This is a genomic window from Actinomadura sp. J1-007 (genome assembly GCF_009793335.1).
GTDB classification, from domain to species: Bacteria; Actinomycetota; Actinomycetes; order Streptosporangiales; family Streptosporangiaceae; genus Spirillospora; species Spirillospora yumaensis.
The window spans coordinates 5541054-5560106 of the sequence record NZ_WING01000001.1; the positions used below are offsets into that span (position 1 = coordinate 5541054).

The 19053-nt window shown below is 70.3% G+C and carries 22 protein-coding genes and 1 pseudogene; 8 read left to right on the forward strand and 15 right to left on the reverse strand.

Features of this window, described 5'->3' with window-relative positions; translation table 11 throughout:
* Positions 1-52 precede the first annotated feature (52 nt).
* Complete coding sequence (locus GEV43_RS25245; RefSeq protein WP_160822824.1) at positions 53-1504, reverse strand: methyl-accepting chemotaxis protein; 1452 nt, start codon at positions 1502-1504, stop codon at positions 53-55.
* 332 nt (positions 1505-1836) lie between these two features.
* Between GEV43_RS25245 and GEV43_RS25250 the strand changes: the two genes are divergently transcribed.
* Both GEV43_RS25250 and GEV43_RS25255 read left to right on the forward strand, forming a co-directional pair.
* Positions 1837-2058 (forward strand): hypothetical protein, encoded by a 222-nt coding sequence (locus GEV43_RS25250; RefSeq protein WP_160822825.1) that lies wholly within the window; start codon positions 1837-1839, stop codon positions 2056-2058.
* Between the two features lie 354 nt (positions 2059-2412).
* A complete protein-coding gene (locus GEV43_RS25255) occupies positions 2413-2967 on the forward strand; it encodes a dihydrofolate reductase family protein (protein ID WP_160822826.1) in 555 nt (184 codons plus the stop codon).
* Between the two features lie 149 nt (positions 2968-3116).
* Here GEV43_RS25255 and GEV43_RS25260 read toward each other — a convergent pair whose 3' ends face one another.
* The 6 genes from GEV43_RS25260 to GEV43_RS25285 all read right to left on the reverse strand — a co-directional run bounded on the left by GEV43_RS25260 (position 3117) and on the right by GEV43_RS25285 (position 8024).
* Positions 3117-4235, reverse strand: coding sequence for a WD40 repeat domain-containing protein (locus GEV43_RS25260; RefSeq protein ID WP_160822827.1), 1119 nt, complete (start codon positions 4233-4235; stop codon positions 3117-3119).
* A gap of 199 nt (positions 4236-4434) precedes the next feature.
* Complete coding sequence (locus GEV43_RS25265; RefSeq protein WP_160822828.1) at positions 4435-5040, reverse strand: short chain dehydrogenase; 606 nt, start codon at positions 5038-5040, stop codon at positions 4435-4437.
* Complete coding sequence (locus GEV43_RS25270; protein WP_309239831.1) at positions 5037-5909, reverse strand: helix-turn-helix transcriptional regulator; 873 nt, start codon at positions 5907-5909, stop codon at positions 5037-5039. The genes GEV43_RS25265 and GEV43_RS25270 overlap by 4 nt, the downstream gene beginning before the upstream one ends.
* A gap of 108 nt (positions 5910-6017) precedes the next feature.
* Positions 6018-7361 carry an NAD(P)/FAD-dependent oxidoreductase gene (locus GEV43_RS25275; RefSeq protein WP_160822829.1) on the reverse strand — a complete coding sequence of 448 codons (1344 nt, stop codon included), beginning with the start codon at positions 7359-7361 and terminating at the stop codon, positions 6018-6020.
* 46 nt (positions 7362-7407) lie between these two features.
* Entirely contained in the window at positions 7408-7563 is a 156-nt protein-coding gene (locus GEV43_RS25280; RefSeq protein ID WP_160822830.1) for a hypothetical protein, read from the reverse strand.
* Complete coding sequence (locus GEV43_RS25285) at positions 7563-8024, reverse strand: PadR family transcriptional regulator (RefSeq protein WP_160822831.1); 462 nt, start codon at positions 8022-8024, stop codon at positions 7563-7565. The genes GEV43_RS25280 and GEV43_RS25285 overlap by 1 nt, the downstream gene beginning before the upstream one ends.
* 128 nt (positions 8025-8152) lie before the next feature.
* On the opposite strand from GEV43_RS25285, the gene GEV43_RS25290 reads away from it, so the two are divergent.
* Together GEV43_RS25290 and GEV43_RS25295 are read left to right on the forward strand one after the other, a co-directional pair.
* Complete coding sequence (locus GEV43_RS25290) at positions 8153-8488, forward strand: hypothetical protein (RefSeq protein ID WP_160822832.1); 336 nt, start codon at positions 8153-8155, stop codon at positions 8486-8488.
* A 157-nt stretch (positions 8489-8645) separates the two neighbouring features.
* The gene (locus tag GEV43_RS25295; protein ID WP_160822833.1) at positions 8646-9485 is read left to right on the forward strand and encodes an SAM-dependent methyltransferase; all 840 of its coding nucleotides are present in this window, start codon (positions 8646-8648) and stop codon (positions 9483-9485) included.
* A gap of 452 nt (positions 9486-9937) precedes the next feature.
* Here the strand turns inward: GEV43_RS25295 and GEV43_RS25300 are convergent, their stop codons facing one another.
* The 6 genes from GEV43_RS25300 to GEV43_RS25325 form a co-directional block, all read right to left on the reverse strand.
* On the reverse strand, positions 9938-10972 hold the full coding sequence (locus GEV43_RS25300; protein ID WP_160822834.1) for a CU044_5270 family protein: 1035 nt from the start codon (positions 10970-10972) through the stop codon (positions 9938-9940).
* Positions 10969-11556 carry an RNA polymerase sigma factor gene (locus tag GEV43_RS25305; protein WP_309239832.1) on the reverse strand — a complete coding sequence of 196 codons (588 nt, stop codon included), beginning with the start codon at positions 11554-11556 and terminating at the stop codon, positions 10969-10971. Before GEV43_RS25305 ends, GEV43_RS25300 begins: the two co-directional genes overlap by 4 nt.
* 489 nt (positions 11557-12045) lie before the next feature.
* Positions 12046-12663: a hypothetical protein gene (locus GEV43_RS25310; protein ID WP_160822836.1), complete on the reverse strand. Its 618-nt coding sequence runs from the start codon at positions 12661-12663 to the stop codon at positions 12046-12048.
* Between the two features lie 227 nt (positions 12664-12890).
* Positions 12891-13397 carry a hypothetical protein gene (locus GEV43_RS25315; protein ID WP_160822837.1) on the reverse strand — a complete coding sequence of 169 codons (507 nt, stop codon included), beginning with the start codon at positions 13395-13397 and terminating at the stop codon, positions 12891-12893.
* The gene (locus tag GEV43_RS25320; RefSeq protein ID WP_160822838.1) at positions 13346-14086 is read right to left on the reverse strand and encodes a hypothetical protein; all 741 of its coding nucleotides are present in this window, start codon (positions 14084-14086) and stop codon (positions 13346-13348) included. Before GEV43_RS25320 ends, GEV43_RS25315 begins: the two co-directional genes overlap by 52 nt.
* Positions 14087-14166: 80 nt before the next feature.
* Complete coding sequence (locus tag GEV43_RS25325; RefSeq protein ID WP_160822839.1) at positions 14167-15099, reverse strand: zinc-binding dehydrogenase; 933 nt, start codon at positions 15097-15099, stop codon at positions 14167-14169.
* Positions 15100-15176: 77 nt separating this feature from the next.
* Between GEV43_RS25325 and GEV43_RS25330 the strand changes: the two genes are divergently transcribed.
* Together GEV43_RS25330 and GEV43_RS25335 are read left to right on the forward strand one after the other, a co-directional pair.
* Complete coding sequence (locus GEV43_RS25330; protein WP_206681272.1) at positions 15177-15950, forward strand: TetR/AcrR family transcriptional regulator; 774 nt, start codon at positions 15177-15179, stop codon at positions 15948-15950.
* Between the two features lie 111 nt (positions 15951-16061).
* Positions 16062-16652 (forward strand): TIGR03086 family metal-binding protein, encoded by a 591-nt coding sequence (locus tag GEV43_RS25335; RefSeq protein ID WP_160822840.1) that lies wholly within the window; start codon positions 16062-16064, stop codon positions 16650-16652.
* 3 nt (positions 16653-16655) lie between these two features.
* Here GEV43_RS25335 and GEV43_RS25340 read toward each other — a convergent pair whose 3' ends face one another.
* Both GEV43_RS25340 and GEV43_RS25345 read right to left on the reverse strand, forming a co-directional pair.
* Entirely contained in the window at positions 16656-16838 is a 183-nt protein-coding gene (locus GEV43_RS25340; protein ID WP_160822841.1) for a hypothetical protein, read from the reverse strand.
* A gap of 400 nt (positions 16839-17238) precedes the next feature.
* The gene (locus tag GEV43_RS25345) at positions 17239-17832 is read right to left on the reverse strand and encodes a TetR/AcrR family transcriptional regulator (protein ID WP_160822842.1); all 594 of its coding nucleotides are present in this window, start codon (positions 17830-17832) and stop codon (positions 17239-17241) included.
* A gap of 80 nt (positions 17833-17912) precedes the next feature.
* Between GEV43_RS25345 and GEV43_RS25350 the strand changes: the two genes are divergently transcribed.
* Together GEV43_RS25350 and GEV43_RS51005 are read left to right on the forward strand one after the other, a co-directional pair.
* Positions 17913-18836 carry an NADP-dependent oxidoreductase gene (locus tag GEV43_RS25350; protein ID WP_160822843.1) on the forward strand — a complete coding sequence of 308 codons (924 nt, stop codon included), beginning with the start codon at positions 17913-17915 and terminating at the stop codon, positions 18834-18836.
* A 62-nt stretch (positions 18837-18898) separates the two neighbouring features.
* A pseudogene (locus tag GEV43_RS51005) lies at positions 18899-19003 on the forward strand (IS5/IS1182 family transposase); the annotation flags it as partial.
* Positions 19004-19053 lie beyond the last annotated feature (50 nt).

Sequence of the window (19053 nt, forward strand, 5' to 3'; positions counted from 1 at the left end):
TCAGCGAACAGCCAACCGGCCAGTAGGACCGTCAGGGAGGACCGGCGCCGCTTCATGCCACTTCGCCTTGCCGCTGCGAGCGCGGGGCGATGGTCTGCGCGGCCTCCGTCAGGACGTGGCTGAACTCGGCGATCGACCGCTTGAGTTCGTCGAGCTCGGCCGTGACCGTCGCCCGGTTCTCGTTGAGGGCCGATCCGGTGGCCTGCGAGATCTGGTCGGGCAAGGTGGCCAGGCGTTCGAGGGAACTCCTCGTCCGGTCGAGCATGTCGACGGTGCGACCTGACACGTCCGTGACGATCTCGATGCGGCTGGCGTGTGTGCCGGCGGTGTCCGCCCAGTCTCCGAGGGCTGCACGGATTTCGGTGCTCGCACCAGAGAACGCACGTTCGAAGTCCGCAGCGGTGAGGTTCAAGGTTTCGGTCAGTTGGCCGACCAGAGTGTTCACCGTCCGCTCGGTAGCGCTGCCGACGGTCTGCACCGAGTCCGTCGATCTATCGATGGCCTTGGTAATGCCACTGCTCACCGAAACGAGCTCTTCGACCTCGTGTCGCAATTCGCTGACGGAGGCCCGGATCCCCGATGCGAGGCGCTGCAACTCGTCGTCGAGCGCGGCGGTCACGCCCGTCCGGAACTCCTCGACGGACTGCCCGGTCTTGGTTGCGATCGAGTCTGCCGTAACGGTCATCGTCGCGGTCGCCGAATTGATCTCCTGGAAGTGGCGATCGAGAACCTTGGCCGTGCTCTGCACCTCGTCCGCGCTGGAGAGGAGAGCGTCGCCGGTCTTCTGCGCGGCCTCAAGTGCGTAGACTACGGCATCCATCAGATCGGATTGGGCCTTCCTGACGGTTTCTCCGATCGCAGTGATCTGTATGGCCGCCTGTGACAGTTCGGCAGTGAAGCGGCTCGGCGCGGACATTCGGATCTGTCCCAGATACAAGGTCGTCTCGGTAAGGGCGCGGCTGAGCCGGGCCCTTAGCATGGTCTGGCGGCGTTCAGCGCGGTCCAAGGAACGGTTGTAGAGCAGGTTCTCACCCACCGTCCAAGTGCCCAGGAACAGAATTGCGGCGACCGTCAACATCGCGACGTTGTTGAATTGGAAGAAACTGGGCAGTCGACCGTCGAACCCTTGCTGCCACATCTCCAAGAACGGTCGTCGTGCAGCTTCCACATCCTGATCATCGAGCACCTGACCGTATGCGGACGTTGCTTCGTGCAAGCCCATCCATGTGAAGAGCACGGGGAGGAATACCAGCACCGGACCGATCGCGAGAAGACCCTTCACCGCACGCGACGCCCAGTGCTTACGGCTGGCCTTCTCAGGGAGAGCCGGGATGACCGTCTCTGCGGGTGCGAACGCCGCGAAGAGATCGACTTCGCACCAGCGCTCCGCCTTGGTCCGGTCGCTCATGGCCTCGGAAAGGTCCCTCAGCAGTGCGCTCTTCGCCGCGAGATCAGGATGGTCGGCGAGTGCCCGCAACTCGTCGCCGACGTCAGGCTTCAGCAATGAAGAATCTCCCCCAGCTTGCCCGCCGTCACTTCGGGCAGGGCGATGCAGATTGGACTGTTTTAGCAGCTCTTGCCTCAAGAGTCATGCGGGTGTCCAGGTCGGGCCGTAGCGGCGTCTGGCCCGGCAAGCTGGCCGCGGTGAGGGCCGAGTTGGCGTAGTGCGCTACAGCCCAGCAGGCGCTCCGAGAGCTCCGCTGGAGAGAGGGGGCTGAGGAGGTCCGGTGGCTGGCGCTGTTCGTGTGCGTCCAGAGCAGCGGAACTCCGTTCCGCGGACCGCAGGTGTGGACGGCGGCGAGTGCGTCGGCGTTCGCCGGGCATAACGTTCTCGCCGTGATCAAAAGCAGTGGCATCCCCGAACCGGATGGTGAACGGCTGGAGTCCGCCGCGGCCGCTCGTGAACCCGCCGAGCAGGTCTTCGGTGGTGCGCTGACCGTGGTGGTGGGCGGCAGTGCGCTCACTGGGCGGCGTACCCGCACCTCCGATCCCGCCTTGGTGGTGTCCGCGTCCCGTGACAGCCACTCGCGTCGTTCGTTCCGCTGGGGAGGGCTATGAGGTCCCCGTCCCCCGCCTCCCGTGGTCCCGCGAGGAACTCCCAGCTCGCACCACGCTCGAAGGTGTGCGCCCCGCGGGCATTTGGGAGCACGGTCACTCCACGTGAGGTACAGGTGGCGGATGTGGCCATTTGAGATGATCGCGGAGGAGGGGCTTCACGGCCTCACCCACCGGGCCGTTGACGCGCCGGCGGAGCTTCCGCCAGGCAGCACCGGCAGTTGCCATCGCACACGGCTAACCCTGCTCGAAGCCGTACTGGCTCAGCCGGGCGCAAAGGGTGGTCCGACTGCGGTGATTTTCGGCGGTTCGTAGGGTCTTGCATTTGGACGGCGTCCACGGCCAAGGAGGAGTTTCATGGGGAAGGTCATCTACTGGATGAACACTTCGATCGACGGCTACATCGAGGGACCCGACGAGGCCATGGACTTCATGGAGCCGGCCGAGGACTTTCGGCAGGAGGCGAACGACCATGTTCGCCGGATCGCGGCGTTCCTGTTCGGGCGGCGGCTGTACGAGGCGATGGAGAAGCCTTGGACGGAGGACCTCGGAAAGGAAGGCGCCCCGGCTTTGGAACGGGAGTTCGCCCGGTTCTACAAGGAGACCCCGCGGTACGTCTTCTCCGACACCCTCCAGACCGTGCCCGAAGGGGTCACGATCGTCCGCCGCAAGGACGCCGAGTCCGTGGTGACGCGCCTCAAGCAGGAGATCGACGGCACCCTCCAACTCGGCGGGCCCGAGCTGGCCGTCTCCCTGCTGGACCTGATCGACGAGTTCTGGGTGTACGCGTTCCCCGTGATCGTCGGGGGCGGCAAGCCGTACCTGCCCGTGGGCGAGCAACTGCCGCTGCGCCTGGTCGAGCACCGTTCCCTCGCCTCGGGAACCACGTTCCGGCGCTACGTACGGTCCTGACCGCCCAGGCGGCTCGGCGCCGGTGGTCGAGGCCGCGGCGAGAGGCCGAGACCCCGGCCCGAACATCCGCTATGCCGAGCAGTACGTGGCATTGTCCGTCCGGCCGGTGAACTGAGACTCCGCCTGGGCACCCCTGGGCAAACACCGGCCTACGTTCCGCGCGCCTGCCAGAGAGCGAGGCCATTCCCGCCGATGGCCAGGGTTTTGCCGTCGGGACTGAACGCCACCGCGTCAACGTCGGCGCGGCGGTCGGTGAAAGTGACAGTGGCGATGTTCCGGCGGCCGGGTACGTCCCGCAACAGGACGCCTCCCTCGCCTTGAGGGGCGCGTCCGCCCACCGCGAGGGTTCTGCCATCGGGGCTGAACGTCACCGAAGAGAACTGGCGCCCTTCGTCCTCAGGAGAGTAGTGAGCCGAGGTGCGACCGGTAATGGTGCTGGTTCTCTGGCGGCTGCTCAGGTCCCACAGCCACACGTCCGTCCATTCGCCTTCGTTGCTTTCTCCTTCGCCTGCCAGTGTCCTGCCGTCGGGGCTGAACGCCATGAACGAGACGCCGACGCGGGTGGGGAGGGTGGCGACGTTCCGGCGTCTTTCCAGGTCCCACAACCAGATCCCCTCGCCTGCGGAGCGGTCGTGCTCGGTGTCGGGGCCTCCGCCGACCGCGAGGGTCCTGCGGTCCGGGCTGAAGGCCACTTCCCCGACGTAGCTGAACGGGACGGGAAGAGCGTCGATTCGCCGGCGGTCGGCTGCATCCCACAACCACACTTTTCCCTCGTCCCGGCCGCGTCCACCTCCGACAGCCAGCGTCTTGCTATCGGCACTGAAGGCCAGTCCTCCGACGTAGTCGTATTGGACGGGGAGGGACGCGGGTTTCCGGCGGCGGGTCACGTCCAAGAGCCAGACCGTTCCCTTGGCTCTCGCGCCGGTGTCGGCAACGGCGGCCAGGCTCTTACCGTCGGGGCTGAACACCACCGAAGAGGCGCGGTTGTGATGGGGGAGGGGAACAGCGGCGATATTTCGGCGGCTGGTCACGTCCCAGAGCCATACGCTCGCGTCGCTTCCTTTGACGCTGCCCGCGGTGGCCAAGGTTTTGCCGTCGGGACTGAACGCCACCGAAGTGTGCTCAGAGCGGCCACCGGAAAAGTCCTCGGCCGAATAAGCGGGTAGCTCAGAACGGTCCGAACCGTTCCGGTGCAGGAGGACGACCGCCGAAACGGCGCCCAGAGCCAGCACCGCGATCACCACGATCCACCAGGTGACGGAACGCATGGGGCGTCACTGCCAGTCGAAGATCACGTTGGGCATGGCCGAACACTAGCGGACGCCGACATCGTCTCCGGCTGTACCTTTCGGCCCACGCCCATTCGGGTGCGGAGCGGCCCGCGGATGAGGTCGTGCGACGGCCGGCCGCCTGGACGCACCCCCCCGCGGGCCGGGCCGTTCCACGGAAAGCCGGTACCGCGTGCGGTCAGCCGTACGCGCGGATGACGCGGCCGGTGTCGTCGCCTTCGACGCACTGCACGTAGTGGTCGACGAGTTCGTTCATGGGCACCGGGCGCATGCCGGGGAACTGCTCGCCGAACGCGTCGACGGAGTCGCCGATCATCGTGGGGCTCACGACGTTGACCCGCATCCCGCGGCCGAGTTCGAGCGCGGCGGACAGGACGAAGCTGTGCAGGGCCCCGCTGATGGCGCCTCCGCCGGTGACGTGCGGCCATGCCTGGTCGGCGAATATCCCGGACGTCAGGGTGAAGGACGCGCCGTCGGCGCAGTGGTGCTGGCCGGCGAGGACGAGTTCGGCCTGCCCGAAGAACTTGGCCCGCATGTTGGCGTGCAGCGCCTCGGACGTCAGCGTGCGGAAGTCGTCGAGCGCACCGTGCGCCGCGATGCTCACCACGGCGTCGACCGCCGGGACCTCGCGGTACATGGCCTCGATGGTCGGCGGCGAGGCCAGATCGACGTGGACGTCGCCCGACGTGCGCCCGGCCACGATCACGTCGTGGCCGCGGGACCGTAGCGCGGGCACCAGCCTGCGCCCGATCGTGCCGCTACCGCCGACGGTGATGATCCTCATCGCACGCCCTCCTTCATCGGTGCCAGGTCGAGGCTCTGCACCAGCAACGCGAGCGCGTCCGCGTCCGGCGTGCCGGGACGCGCGTAGAACAGGCCCATCTGCTGGTCGTCGTCGGGCAGCGTGACCGTCTCGTTCGCCAAGGTCAGCCGCCCGACGACGGGATGCTCCAACTCGCGCAGATAGTACGAGCAGGTTCGAACGGGGCGCCGCGCCCACATCCGCGCGAACTCGGGGCTGTCGACGGCGAGGCCGCCGATGAGCCGTTCGAGCCCGGGGTCGGCCCGGTAGCGCGCCGCCGCCTGGTGCAGCGCGGCGACCGTGACCTGCGCCTTGGCCTCCCAGTCCCGGTACAGCGCCCGGTGGTGCGGGTCGAGGAACAGCAGCCGGGCGATGTTGGGACGGACCGCGGCGTCGGCGGTGTCGAAACCGACGTGGCCGGCCAGCAGCGCGTGACCGAGGCGGTTCCAGGCGAGGACGTCGGCGCGGTGGTCGATCACGATCGCGGCCGTCCCGGGCATGGCGGCGAGCAGCTCGCGCACCGAGGGCCGCAGCCTGGTCCGCCGTGCCCGGGGACGCGCCGGCCGCCTCGGAGCGGCGAGGACCCGCAGGTGTTCGTGCTCGGCCGGATCGAGCCGCAGCGCCGCGGCGAGCGCGTCGATGACCGCGTCGGACGCGCTGGCGCTGACGCCCTGTTCCAGCCGCGTGTAGCAGCCGGTACTGACCCCGGCCAGCTCGGCCAGCTCCTCCCTGCGCAGGCCGGGGACGCGCCGGGCGGTCACGCCGGGCCCGATGCCCGCCTCGGCCGGCGTCAGGCGTTCGCGGCGGCTGCGCAGGAAACCGCCGAGGTCGTTCGCTTTCGTGGGGATCACCAGCCCATGATCGCTCCGCTCGTCGCCCTCCCGCCTGCCCCGAACAGGGATACCTTCGCGGACGTCCGGCTGCGCGCTCGATGCGTTCGGCCGGACGTCCCGCAGGGGTCACTGGGCGCCGCGGCCGGCGAGCATGCGGTTGACCAGGGCGCGTCTGACGGGCGGCAGCGCCTGGACGGTGCGCGCCCCGCCGCGGAGCGCGGCGAGGAAGGCGCGGCCGAGAACGGGCCGGTTGAGCGGGTTGTCCTTGCCGAAGAACTTCAGCGACTCGCGGACGGCCTCGAACCCGTAGTCGATCATCTGGGTCTCGTAGTCGCGGATGCCGTCGATCAGGTCGAGGTCGCCGCGGTCCGCGGCGACGAGCCGTTCGGCGAGGATCTGGGCGTCCTTGAGGGCGGTGTTGGCGCCGGCGCCGCGGCCTGGGGTCATGGTGTGGATCGCGTCGCCGAGCAGGGTGATGTTGGTGGTCGGCCAGGCGGGGATCGGCACCGAGGTGGACTGCCGGGTGGAGACGGCGGTGGTGGTGGGGGCGCTGAGCTCGAACAGCCGGTGCAGGTCGGGGGACCAGCCGGGCGACATGCTCCTGGCCATGTCGATCACGTCGGCGCCCTCGGCGTCGGCGAGCCCGGCGGGCGCGAGATGCGGCGGGACCGCCAGGCCCCAGATGAGGTGGTCGGTGGTGTTGTCGAACGCCAGGCCGGGCCAGGCGGCGAGGAGTTCGGCGTCCCTGCCGCCGATGCCGTCCTTGGGCTTGCGGTCCTGGTCCCAGGGGAACCGCATGGTGTGCAGGATGAAGAACCTGCCACCGGGCGCCAGCACGAACGAGGTGCCGTCGGTCATATGCGGTGGGAACCGGTCGCGTACGGAGTCGTCCAGCGCGATCTTGCCGCTGACGGTGACCATCTCGGCGTCCTCAAGCTTGGCGTGCGGCAGGTACTGCTGCCGTACCCGGGAACGCGTCCCGTCGGCCGCGACCAGGACGTCGCCGGTCGCGGTCGTGCCGTCCTCGAAATGCGCGGCGATCCGCCCGCCGTCCAGGCGCTCGTAGTGGGTGAAGTACTTCCCGAAGTGAAGGATGTCGTCCACGTCGGTGCGCAGCAGTTGTTTGAGCGTCACCCGGCTGACGGATTTCTCGCTGTTGGCGGCGTCGCGGTCGAGCGGGAACTCCAGCGACACCAGCTCCTTGAGCTTCTCGGTGTAGAGGGTGCCGCGCCGCATCGGGGCGGCGCAGGTGGCCACGAACGTGTCGAACAGCTCCGGGGACAGGCACGCCTTGAGCGCGCGGCTGCCCTCGGGGTTGATGCCGACCCGGTGGCCTTGCAGGAAGTCCAGCCGGGTCCGGTCGCGTTCGTACACCGCGACGCCGACGCCGGCGTTCTTCAAGGCGTGCGCCAGCGCCATCCCTCCCGTGCCGGCACCGATGATCATGACGTGGAGCTGTGAGGCGGCCATGGACTCCCCTGTGGCGGTGTTCGGATGGTGAGTGCGGTCGTCGCGTTCAGGTGGTCCGGGGAGGGCTGAGGCGGGCGATCTGGTCGGCGAGCGCCTCGGCCGACCAGGTGATCCGGCCGCGGTCGATGTCGTCGACCAGAGCCGACAGCCACCGCAACTCGGCCGCGACCACGTCGCGGCGCAGCTCCTCCTCCAGCAGCATCAGCCGGGGAGGACCGCCCCGCCCGCGGCCAGTGCCGCCTCGACTTCGGACAGCTCGTCCGCGAGGGCGTCCCGCCGGGTCTCCAGCAGCTCCACCGCCTCCCGCATCTCCAGCAGCGGCAGGTAGGAGACCGCCACCGGGAAGTCGGGGAAGACGTCCCGCGGCGCGGCCAGCATCCGCCGCAGCCACCCGTGGAACGTCCGCCGCCCCTCGTCGGTGATCTCGTAGACGGTGCGGTCCGGCCGCGTCCCCTCCCGGACGGTCCGGTGCGCGACGATCAGCCCGTCCCGCTGCAACCGGTTGATCGTCTGGTAGAAGCTGCTGCGCTGCCCGATGTTGACCACGCGCTCCTTCTGCCGCTCCTTCAGCAGCCGCTGCATCTCGTACGGATGCATCCGCGCCTCCAGCAGCAGCCCCAGCACGACCAGCCCGAGCGGCGACGGGCGACTCTCCCTGTTCATAGTGATAGTGATACTAGTGATTCAATCACTAGGCAACACGGGCTCGCCGTACGCGGAGCCCGTCGGGGGAGCCCCGTCCGCGATCAACGCCCTTGCCGTCGAGCGCCACCTGACGGATCCTGCGGCTCATGAGCATCCACGCCGATCTGGTCTGCACCCGGTGCGACGTCCGCCTGCACCTGGGAAAGGCCGTCCACGAGGACCGCGCGCCGGCCTACTACCACCTCGGCCCCTCCGACGAACCACCCAACTGGGCACGGGACGAACTCAACGCGGTCCTGTGGAAACTCCTCGCCGACCACGCCCGGCACCCGCTCAAGGTCATCATCGAAGGCGATCCGGACGAGGAGCCCTCCGAGCGGACCGTCGAACTCGGCGGCGACACGACCCGAGACATCAGCTTCGCCGACTACCTCAGAAACTGGCCCGGCCACCACCCCCGCGCCCGACGAGACCCCGCATAGCCCACGGCGATCACCCCGGACGTTCCCGATCGATCGTGCAGACCGGGAGGCAGGCTGTGACCAGCGAGAACGAGCCGAGCGACGTCAGTCGGCAACGCTTCGTCCGCCGATTTCGCAGGGCCTTCTGGTCCGAATCGGCGCGTGCGAGACTGGAAACGTGACCGATCATTCTTCCGAGGGCTCCGGGGAAGTCCCGCACGACGAGCCGGCTGATCGGATCCGGTCCGACCGCCCGCTCTCGGCACGGGTCTGGGGATATCTGCTGGGCAGCAAGGCGAACTTCGCCGCCGACCGCGAGGTCGGCGACATGATTCTGGAGACGTTTCCCGACTTCGCGCTTCTCGCCCGCCTGCAACGCCGCTTCCTCGCCCGCGCGGTACGGTTCCTGGCGGGCGAGGCCGCCATTCGGCAATTCCTCGACATCGGCTCCGGGCTGCCCACCGTCGACAACACCCACGAGGTCGCCCAGCGCGTGGCACCGGAATCCAGAATCGTCTACGTCGACAACGACCCCCTCGTCCAACTGCACTCCCAGGCGCTCCTGACCAGCACACCTGAAGGAAAGTGCGACTACATCGACGGCGACGTGCGCGCCCCGGAACCGCTCCTGGAGAAGGCCGCCGAGACACTGGACTTCGACCAGCCCATCGCACTGACCATGCTGGGCATCATGGGGCAACTACCGGACTCCGGCGATCCCTGGGGAATCACGAGGCGGCTGTTGGACGCGCTTCCAGCCGGCAGTTACCTGGCGCTCAGCGACGGCACGAACACCAACGCGGCGCTGAACAAGGCCGTCGAGACCTACAACGCCTCGTCCGCCAATTCCTACCACCTGCGCCCGCCCGACCAGATCGCCCGTTTCTTCGACGGACTGGAACTGGTGGCACCCGGCATCGTCCCCACTCCCATATGGCAGCGGGACACACCCGTCCCCGCCGAGCCCCCCACATCCGCACACGCCCTATGCGGAGTAGCCCGCCAGATCAGCGCCTGACCCGCCCTACGGCCAGCATCAAGGGCGGGTAGGAACGGAAACAACTCAGCACCGACCCGTTCGGCCCCCGCGTGCGCGGCCCTCTCCGCCGTGACGAACCCCGCGGCCGCTCCCCTTCCCGGTCCGCCTCTGCCTCTGCCTCTCACGCCCCCCTCCGCCGCGTCGGGCCCGCGTTTCGCGTTCACCGGCGTCGGGCGCGGACAGCGCATAGCGTCCGAGACCTCCGCTGCGTCGGACGCCGCGTGGCGCGCGACACCGGCGTCAGCGCTCGGTGTCGATGCCGGCCGTGGGTTTCTGGCCGCGCTCGCCGCCGAGGGACCGATTGGCGACGCTGGTACTCGTCACGGTCCCGCCGCCCGAGAGGTCGTGTGGTGACGCCGCCGGGCGACGGGTCGCGCGGCGGCGCCGGTGCTTGCGGGACGCTTGGACGTTCGCGCGGATCGGCCGGGCGGTCAGGTGGGCCGTTGCCTTGGCTTGTCGGTGACGGCGACGCGGAGCTGGGCGCTCCAGCGCAGGACGGTGCCGGCCTTGACGCCTCCGGGGAGGTTCTCGACCGCGGTGAGCCGGTCGCCGAGGTAGCGGTAGCTGCCGCGCGCCACGATGATCTGGAGGCTCTGCCCCTGCCCGGTACGGGAGAAGCCGATCCCGTGGCGTCCGGCGTTGTCGACGGCGTCGTCGACCAGGTGCACGCCGGGAACGCGGGCGAGGACGTCGTACAGTGCGGCCCGCAGGTCGCGCGGGATGTGCGCCTGCATGAGGTCGGCGATCGTCTCGACGGCCGTCTGGTCACGGTCGAAGTTCTTCAGGAAGTTCTTCTGGTCGGCCTGGGCGTAGACGCGGGCGCGCAGGAGGGCCGGATCGGTGGGCAGCGAACGGACGAAGCTCTCGTTGCCGGAATCCCAGCCGTTCCGGTCGGGGAGCAGCGCGTTGCCCTCCTCGCGGCCGTTCACCTGCCGGACGACGCTGGCGAGGTCGGGCGTGCACCAGCCGTGGCGGCCGGACGGCTCGCAATCGCGGAACTTCCCGCCGGTGGCCGGGTACCAGCTGCGGATGTGGAACGTGGTGGTGGGGCGCGGAGTGTCGGCGTCCTCGCCGGGGGCCCACCTCACGCCCTGCCCGGGGACGCCGCGGACGCTGGACTCCACGTAGATCCACTGGCCGGGGCGGGCGGCGGTGTCGGTTCCTGCGCGGGTCGCGGTGGCGGCGCGGTGCAGGACGACGGCCGCCTCGGCGGGCGCGGAGCCGTGCCCGCCGAGGACCGGTACGACCCCGACCGCCACCGCGGCGGCGACGCCGAGCCCCCCGGCGAGCACCGCCCGGCGGCCCGGCCTCGGCAGCGCGGCGCGGCGGGCCCGGCCTCGGGGCCGGCCTCCGGGCCGGGTCTCCGGCGCGTCGGCGAGGACGCGGGCGAGCGCGGCGTCGAGCGTCCGCTCGCTCGGCGCGGGAACGTCGGGCTGCGCCGCGCGCAGCGTGTCCAGCTCGTTCACGGGGTGTCCTCCTCCGAGATCAGGGTGGGGTCGGCGCCGCCGAGCGCGTCGCGCAGGCGGCGGCGGGCGCGGTGCAGCCGGGATCGCACCGTTCCGACAGGAATGTCCAGGGCCTCGGCGACCTCGTCGTAGCTGAGGTCGGCCCACGCGACCAGCAGCACGACGTCGCGGACGCGGACGGGCAGCGCCGCGAGCGCGCCCGCCAGCGGACCGTGCAGGCTCTGCGCGGTGACCCGGTCGGCGACCCGTTCCCCCAGGTCGTCGCCGGGCCGTACGGCGGGGCTGCCGGGCCCGGCGCGTTCCAGCAGCCGGTACGCGCGGACCTCGGCCTCCCGGTGCCGGGCGATGAGGTTGGTGGCGATGCCGTAGAGCCAGGGCCGGGCGTCGGCGCGTTCGGAGTCGTAGCGGTGCCTGTTGCGGAACGCCACGAGGAACGTCTCGGCCATCAGGTCCTCGGCGGCGTCCGGCCCCAGCCGCTGCGCGATGTAGCGGTGGATACGGGGCGCGTGCCGATGGAACAGCGGCGCGAACTCCTCGGGCTGCCTCAGAGAACGCGCGATGAGAAGGGCATCCCCAGCCTCCACACCGAGTTTCACGTCATTCGGATGCGCATCGGTGCCGCTTCGTTCGTCAGGGTCCGTGGGCGCGGCGGCGCGCTGGTCCGGTCCGCTGGTGAGGGTCACGTCCGTCCCCGCCGGTTCGTCGTTCCGTGCACTCTGGCCTCCTGTGCCGGGGATCTGTCATGGATGATTCCTCCTTCGCGCGGAACGAGTTCCCTTGCGGCGCGGCACCGGCCCGTACGCGGACGGCGGGGCAGGCATGTCGGCCTGTGGGTGGCGCGTCTTCAGGGGGCGGGCAGGTGGTGCGGGGGCGTGCCGACTCGTTCACCACTCACGCGCGCGGTCGCCCTGAACGGCCCTCCAGCCGATGATCCCGGCCGACGGCGTGGGCGCGTTCGACCTCAGGACGGGACGATCGCTGCCGCGCGGCCTGCCCTGGCCCTGAGGAAACTCCTCGACGTTGGCATGGGCCGCCAGGCGCCCGGCCGCAGAGAAGTGAATCCGGCTTGGTGTTTACCGGCTTGGGGTCGGGGTGGGTGAGTGTGCTTTGAGAGGGAGGGAGCGCTGGCAGGGCGGGGCGGTTCGGTACGCCTGTGCGAGTGCGGCGTTGCGGTCCACCAGGCTCAGCAGGTCCGGGCCCTTGGGGGCGAGGCTGTGGAGGGCCGTGGACACGTACAGCAGCGGGAGGTTGGCTCCCGCCGCCATCATCGAGCCGCTGCCGCGAGCGAAGGACTCGGCTCGCTTGATATCGGGAATCCTGTCCTTCAGACCGCGGATATAGGCGGCCACCACCTCGTCCCCTCCGGCGACCGGTGCGTGACCGATCCCTTCGAACGTGGTCACTCCCAGACGTAGTTGCTGACCGATGTTCTTGATGAACGCCCGCACCTGGGCCCGCGGTGGATTCGAGGTGGTCGGCACCTCGGTGCCGGCCATTTGCTGGACGTGCGAATCGGCGGCGCAGACCTTGCTCACCCAAGCGACCATGGCCTGGTCGGCGGCCGTCGGGCTCGACGAAGCGGGCTTGCCGGATGGGCCGCTCTCGTGCTTGTCCGACGAGCACCCCGCCAACCCTGTGGCGGCCGTGAGCAGGGAGAGCGGGATGGCAAGAGGTGCTCGTTTCTTCAGCATGACCTGGCCCGACTGTTGTCACCGCGGTGGGGAGTCCATGTGCGAGCCCAGAGAGTAGACCCCGTTTCCCGGGAGGGGTCCCCTACGCCGAACCGGAGCCGCCCACACCGCTGATCGGCGTCGCCTGGGCCGAGGACGCGATCCGTTCGTGGATTTCCGTGGCGGCTAAACCGGGCTGCATGGGGGTGCCGGGGCGTGAGGTCGTGCCGTAGGTTCAGCGGGCGGTTTCAGGGATGCCAGCACAGTTCTGGTGGTGCCCCGTCCCTGTAGTAGTCGATGTCGAGCATGGTGGCCCATCCGGGTCGCCAGGACGGGTCGCGTCGCGCCATTTCCTCGCGTAGCGCGTCCAGGGGTTCGTGCACGTAGAAGCCCTGCCAGAACGAGGGGCGGTGGTCGTAGGCGCGCTCGACGCTCACCTCGTGCAAAGGCGCTTGGACGCGCACGTGCAACCAGCGTCCCGAGCGTTCGTCGCCTTCCTCTTCCCTCCACGCGTTGAGCAGTTTGCAGAAGTCCTCATCGAGCCAGCCCTCGCCATCGGGGTGACGAAAGGCGAACGGGTGCCGCGGGTGCCCGATGAAGGCCGCCCTGATCTCTTCGTGCCCGTTGGCTCGCATCCACCCGACCACCCCGTCCAGGGCGTCACCGGCGGCGGGGACCGGCCGTTCCGCTTCCCGCGCGGCGCTCATGGCGGCCCCGATGATGCTCCTGGCCTGCGCCGGCTCGATGACCACCACGCGGCGCCCCGCGGGCTCCCCGTTTCCCGCCGGGATCTCGGGCCGAACGGAACCCGGGCCACCCCCAGCTCTTCCGCGACCGCCAGGGCGCCGTCAACGTCGAAGATCCCGTCCGTGTCGTCGAGGTCGAACTCCTCGGCCAGGATCTCGGGGTCCAGCGGGCCGATCAACGCCTCGATCACGGCCCGGTCCACCGTACGGGCGCGGCACGCGCTCACCAGCGCGTCGTACGCGGTGACCGCGTCGCGGTACTCCTCGGCGAGCTCCCAGTACCGTTCGTCGGCGCCTCCGGACCCGCACCCGGCCCCGTCCCTCATGCCCTCCGGGTACGGGGTCCGCGCCCAGGACTCCCCGTCCCACCAGTAGACGAACGCCAGGATCTCCGCGTCGCGGATCGTTCTGTCGAGCCATTCCCACGGCAGCCACTCGGGCCCGCCCGCGAGCAGGTCGATGGGCAGCGCCTGGCTGCGGGTCTGGCTGTGGTCGCTGTCGTAGCCGTAGACGACCGCCCGTCCGCCCTCGACCCACGAGACGCCCCACCAGCCGTTCCCGACGTCCATCCCCCGCAGGCCGCCGTCCGCCGGTTCGAAGCCCATGTCCATGGCCGGGATGAGCGCGGGCAGCACGGCCAACGCCGCCGCCTCCGCCCACACCTCGTCGGGATGGGGCAGCGTGATCTCGTTCGACATGAAGCTGTGCTACCACGCGAGTACGACAGCCGTCTTTGAAACAGATCCCGGCGGACCGAGCCGAACGCGGTCGGCGCTGGTCAAGGGTGCAGGACGACCTTGATGCCTCCGGAGGCCCGGTCGCCCGCCACGCGGAACGCCTCCGCGGCGTCGTCGAGGGGGAAGCGGTGGGTGATCACCGTCCGCGCGATCTCGGGGTCGCCGGCGAGCAGCGCCGCGGCCTGCTCGGTGTCGCGGACGCCGCCGTGCCTGCCGTACGCGATGGAGTGGACGTAGGTGAGCTCCTTGACCAGGCTGGCGATGCCCGGGATGGGAGCGGTGTGCTGGTACACGCCCAGCAGCACGACGCGGCCGCCGGGGCGCGCGAGCTCGGCGCACCGGGCGAGGCCGGCCTCGCTGCCCGCGGCGTCGATCACGACGTCGTAGACGCCTGCCGCCGAGCCGACGCCCAGGCGTTCCGCTGCCACCCTCTGGTGCTTGTGGCGCACCTCGGCATCGACCTCGAAGCCGCGCCGCCGGGCCGTCGCGGCGGCCAGCAGCCCGATGCTGCCGCCGCCGACGACCGCGACCCGTTCCCCCGGCTCCAGCGCCGCGCTGCGGACGCCGTGCCCGGCCACCGCGGCGGGCTCAACGAGGCAGGCGTCGCGCACGTCCAGACCGGGTGGGAGCTGAACGAGCATGTCCTCGGCGACCGTTACGGCCTCGCACATGCCGCCGTCCCGGAAGATGCCGAGCGTTCCATGCTCCGGGGCGCCGCACCTCTGGACGTGGCCGACGCGGCATTGGTCGCACTCCCCGCAGTAGACCGTGGGTTCGACGGCGTAGGAGCGTCCGTCGGCTGCGGTGCCGGCGAACTCGTGGCCGTAGATGTAGCCCTGGACGCCGTTCGCCGCGAAGCCGACGTCGGTCCCGCAGATGCCGATCGAGGCGATGGCGAGGCGGGTCCCGGGACCGTCCGGATCGTCGGCCTCGGTCACGCGGATGCCCTGGTCTGTGTTCCGTACGGCACGCATGGCGGTCCCCTTCACCTGCTGTTATGCGAACGGCGTTAGCTTAGCTTAAGTGATTTATGTTCGCATAGCGTCTACCCTTGGCCTGTGCGCGAACCGATGACGACCGCCGGGCAGGGGAGCCGCCGCCGGAACAAGGGGAACCGCGGCCGGGAACGGCCGCCTGGTGGCTCGCCCGCGAGACGGAACCGGCGCGGCAGCGGCGCCGCCGGTCGCTGACCCTTGAGGGCATCCTCGACGCGTCCATGGCCCTGCTCGATTCACGCGGGGTCGCCGCGCTGACCATGCGCAACGTCGCCGAGGCGCTCGGCTGCACGCAGGCGTCGCTCTACCGCCACGTGCGCAACCGCGAGGAACTGGTCACCCTGCTGGTCGACCGGGCGGTCAGCGTGGCGAGCTCGCCTCCGCCGGACGGCGCGGACTGGGCCGGGAAGGCGGCGTGGTCCGCCCGCCTGTTCCGCGACCACCTGCGCCGGCATCCCGGCGTGGCCTCGCTCCTTCGCGGGACCGAACGGCTCGGTCCCAACTCCCTGACCGGGGTGGAGTACGCCCTCGGACTGTTCATCGGCGCGGGCCTCAGCCCCCGGCTCGCCTCCGCCGCCGCGTCGTCGCTGGCCACCTTCGTCATCGGCTCGGTGAACTTCAACCTCGGCCTCGACAGCCGGGACCCCGAAGAGCGCCACCACCGGCGACGGCTGTACCGCTCGCGAGACGCCGCCGCCTTCCCGCTGCTCGTCCAGCACGCCGAAACCCTCGCGGACGTCACCAGCGACGACGAGTTCGAAGTCGGCCTCAACGCGTTGCTGACCGGCTTCCGCGCCCTGATCGAGAACGCGGAAGCCACACGCGACTGAAGCGCGTCACCCGGCGCCGAACGAGCCCCCTGTGCTCACCGGAATCCGTTCTGTCACACGGGACGGATATCGTGCCCGCGACTGGTGCCGAGCATGGGAGGGCAGCGCCCGATGACCGAGACCGCTGGAAGCACCGACCCGCGGCCGCAGGTGAGTTCCGCGCTGGACCAGACCCAGCGCCAGGTCGACGCGCTCAACGCCGACGACCTCGGCCGTCCGACACCGTGCGCCGACTACGACGTCCGGACGCTCCTCGCGCACATCATCGCCGTGCTGCGCAAGCTCACGGCCGCCGGCCGGGGCGAGGACGCGAGCGCCGTGACCGACCCCGCCACCGACATCACCGGCGGGTGGAGCGACGAGTTCCGCCAGGCCCGGACGGGTTTCGAGCAGGTCTGGTCGGCCGACGCCGTGCTCGACATGAACTGCACCTTGCCGTGGGCCACCATGCCGGGCCGCGAGGTGCTCGACACCTACACGCACGAGTTCACCATCCATTCCTGGGACCTCGCTCGCGCCACCGGCCGCCTGAACGATCTCGACCCGACCCTGGCCGAGGCGGCGCTGGACTGGTTCACGACCCATGTGCCCGCGGATTCCCGCAGCGACAACGGACCGTTCGGCCCAGTCGTCGAAGTCGCCGCCGACGCGGACGTCTACACCAGACTCGCCGGCAACGCCGGCCGCCCAGTACAGAAGTAGCCCTCACACAGCCGACCCCACCTCGGCTGACCGTATGTCGGCCGTCCGCACGTCGGGCGACCGCACGTCGGCCGTCCGCGCCTCGGCCGTCCGCACGTCGGGCGTCCGCACGTCGGGCGACCGCGTGTTGGCCGTCCGCGCCTCGGGCGTCCGCACGTCGGCCGTCCGCGCCTCGGCCGACCGCACCTCGGCCGTCCGCGTGTTGGCCGACCGTATGTCGGCTGACCTGACCGCGTGCGCTGAGCAACGAGCCGAGCCGCGTGCATGTCGCCGGGGCCTGACCGTACAGATCGCTTGACTCCGCCTGCTCGACGTCCGGTGCGGCGCGTTTCCGGTGTTCTCCGGCTGAACTCGTTGAATGCACGCGCGGTCACCGCAGGGACGCTCCCGGGACGCCGCAACACGGGGATGATCACGTATGGGCTTCCGCGAGGGGGCCCGGTCGCGTAACAGGGCGCGCGGCAGCAGCGCGGGCCGGGCGTGAACACACTGGCCGCAGTGGTGGCAGAAAGGCGTCCGGCGGAGCCCGGCGGATGGCGTCAGGAAGGGGCGGTGCGGCAGTAGCTCAAACGTGCGAAACGTTGCGTCATCTTGAACGGCCGGGATGCCCTCGGGTGGCCGAAGCGGCCTTTTGCACGTCGCCGAGGGCCCGCCGGGCGATGACACCGAACTCCTCGGTGCAGTCCTGGTCGTTCCATCGCCCGTAAGCGATTTCCAAGGCGAGTGCCCCGAGTTCCGCCGCCACTCGGGCGACGAGGCCGGGTACACCGCGGTCCGCTAGGGCCCGGGCTACCGAAGCGGTGAGCCTTACTCCCTTCAGCGCTTCGCGTTCTTGGAGATCGGGATTGGCCTCGATCACCGCTCGCCTGCGGACGGTGAACGCGCGCCGGGCGGGTGTGAAGACGTCCCGTCCGAGTGCGTCCAGAGCGCACGCCACAGCTTCGAGCGGGGCGGCTTCCGCGGGGGCGGCCGCGATCGCCGTGGTGAGCCGCTCGGTCAGCGCGTCCTCGCCGAAGAGCACCTCGCGCTTGTCGCGGAAGTGCCGGAAGAAGGTGCTCTTGGCGAGTCCCGCGCGTCGCGCGATGTCGAGCACGGTCGTGTTCTCGTAACCGCGTTCCGCGAACAGTTCGAGCGCGGCGTCGGCGAGCCGTTGCGATGCGTTGGGTTCCCAGCGAGCCACGGGCCCAGCCTACGGGACTCGGTCCCGTCACCGGGTACAGTGACAGGACCAAGTCCCATCACTGAGCGTGGAGGAACGCCATGAGCCGAGCCGTCATGTACGAGACGTTCGGAGGGCCCGAGGTCCTGGAGCTGCGCGAGGTCCCGGAGCCGCACGCGGGAACGGGCGAGGTGCGCGTACGGGTGGCCGCCGTCGGCCTCAACCCCATGGACTGGGCGCTGTCCTCGTCACCGGAGACGGCGCAGCGGTTCGGCATCACGCTGCCGTCGGGCTTCGCCACCGACTTCGCGGGCACCGTGGACGAGGTCGGCGAAGGAGTCTCCGGCTTCACCGTGGGCGACCGCGTCTACGGAGGCGCGGCCGGCCGGGCCGCCGCCGACTTCGTGGTGGTCGCCCCCTCCGGGGCCGGCACCCTCCTCCGCACTCCGGCGGCGATCAGCGACGAGGTCGCCGGCACGCTCCCGGTGGCCGGGCTGACCGCCTCGGCGGCGCTCGCGGTGATCGGCGTCAAGGCCGGTGACACCGTCCTGATCGGAGGCGCCGCCGGCGGTGTCGGCGTCTTCGCCGTCCAGCTCGCCAGGCTCGCCGGCGCCCGGGTGATCGGAACCGCGTCCGAAGGCACCCGCGACTTCCTCCGGGGGCTCGGCGCCGAACCCGTCACCTACGGCCCCGGCCTGGAGGAACGGGTGCGCGAGATCGTTCCCGACGGGGTGAGCGCCGCGACCGACCTGTTCGGCACGCAGACGGCCGAGGCGGCGCTCGCGCTGGGTGTCCCCGCGGAACGGATCTCCACGATCGCCGCCGGCCCCAACCCGCCCGGAGGCGTGCGCGCGACCAGCGGCTTCGACGCGCGCCCCGAGGACCTGAACCGGATCGCCGACGCCATCGCCGTCGGCGAGATCACCGTCCCGATCGCGGCCGCCTTCCCCCTCGAACAGATCCAGGAAGCCGTACGACTCCAGGCCGGTCGCCACGTCCACGGAAAGATCGTCATCAACCTCTGAGGGCCCGGCTGCCACCGGCACCCCGCACAAGCCAGCCTGGTACCGGCTACCCGCGCAGACCCGCCCGGCACCGGCGCCGCAACGTCGCAGAACGCTGCTTCAACCGGCTCAAGCAATGGCGCGCTATCGCCCCCCGCTACGACGAACTCGCCCGCCACTACCAAGCGGCTCACCCTGATCAGCGCCCTGCTCTCCTCTGGATCAACACATCATTCGC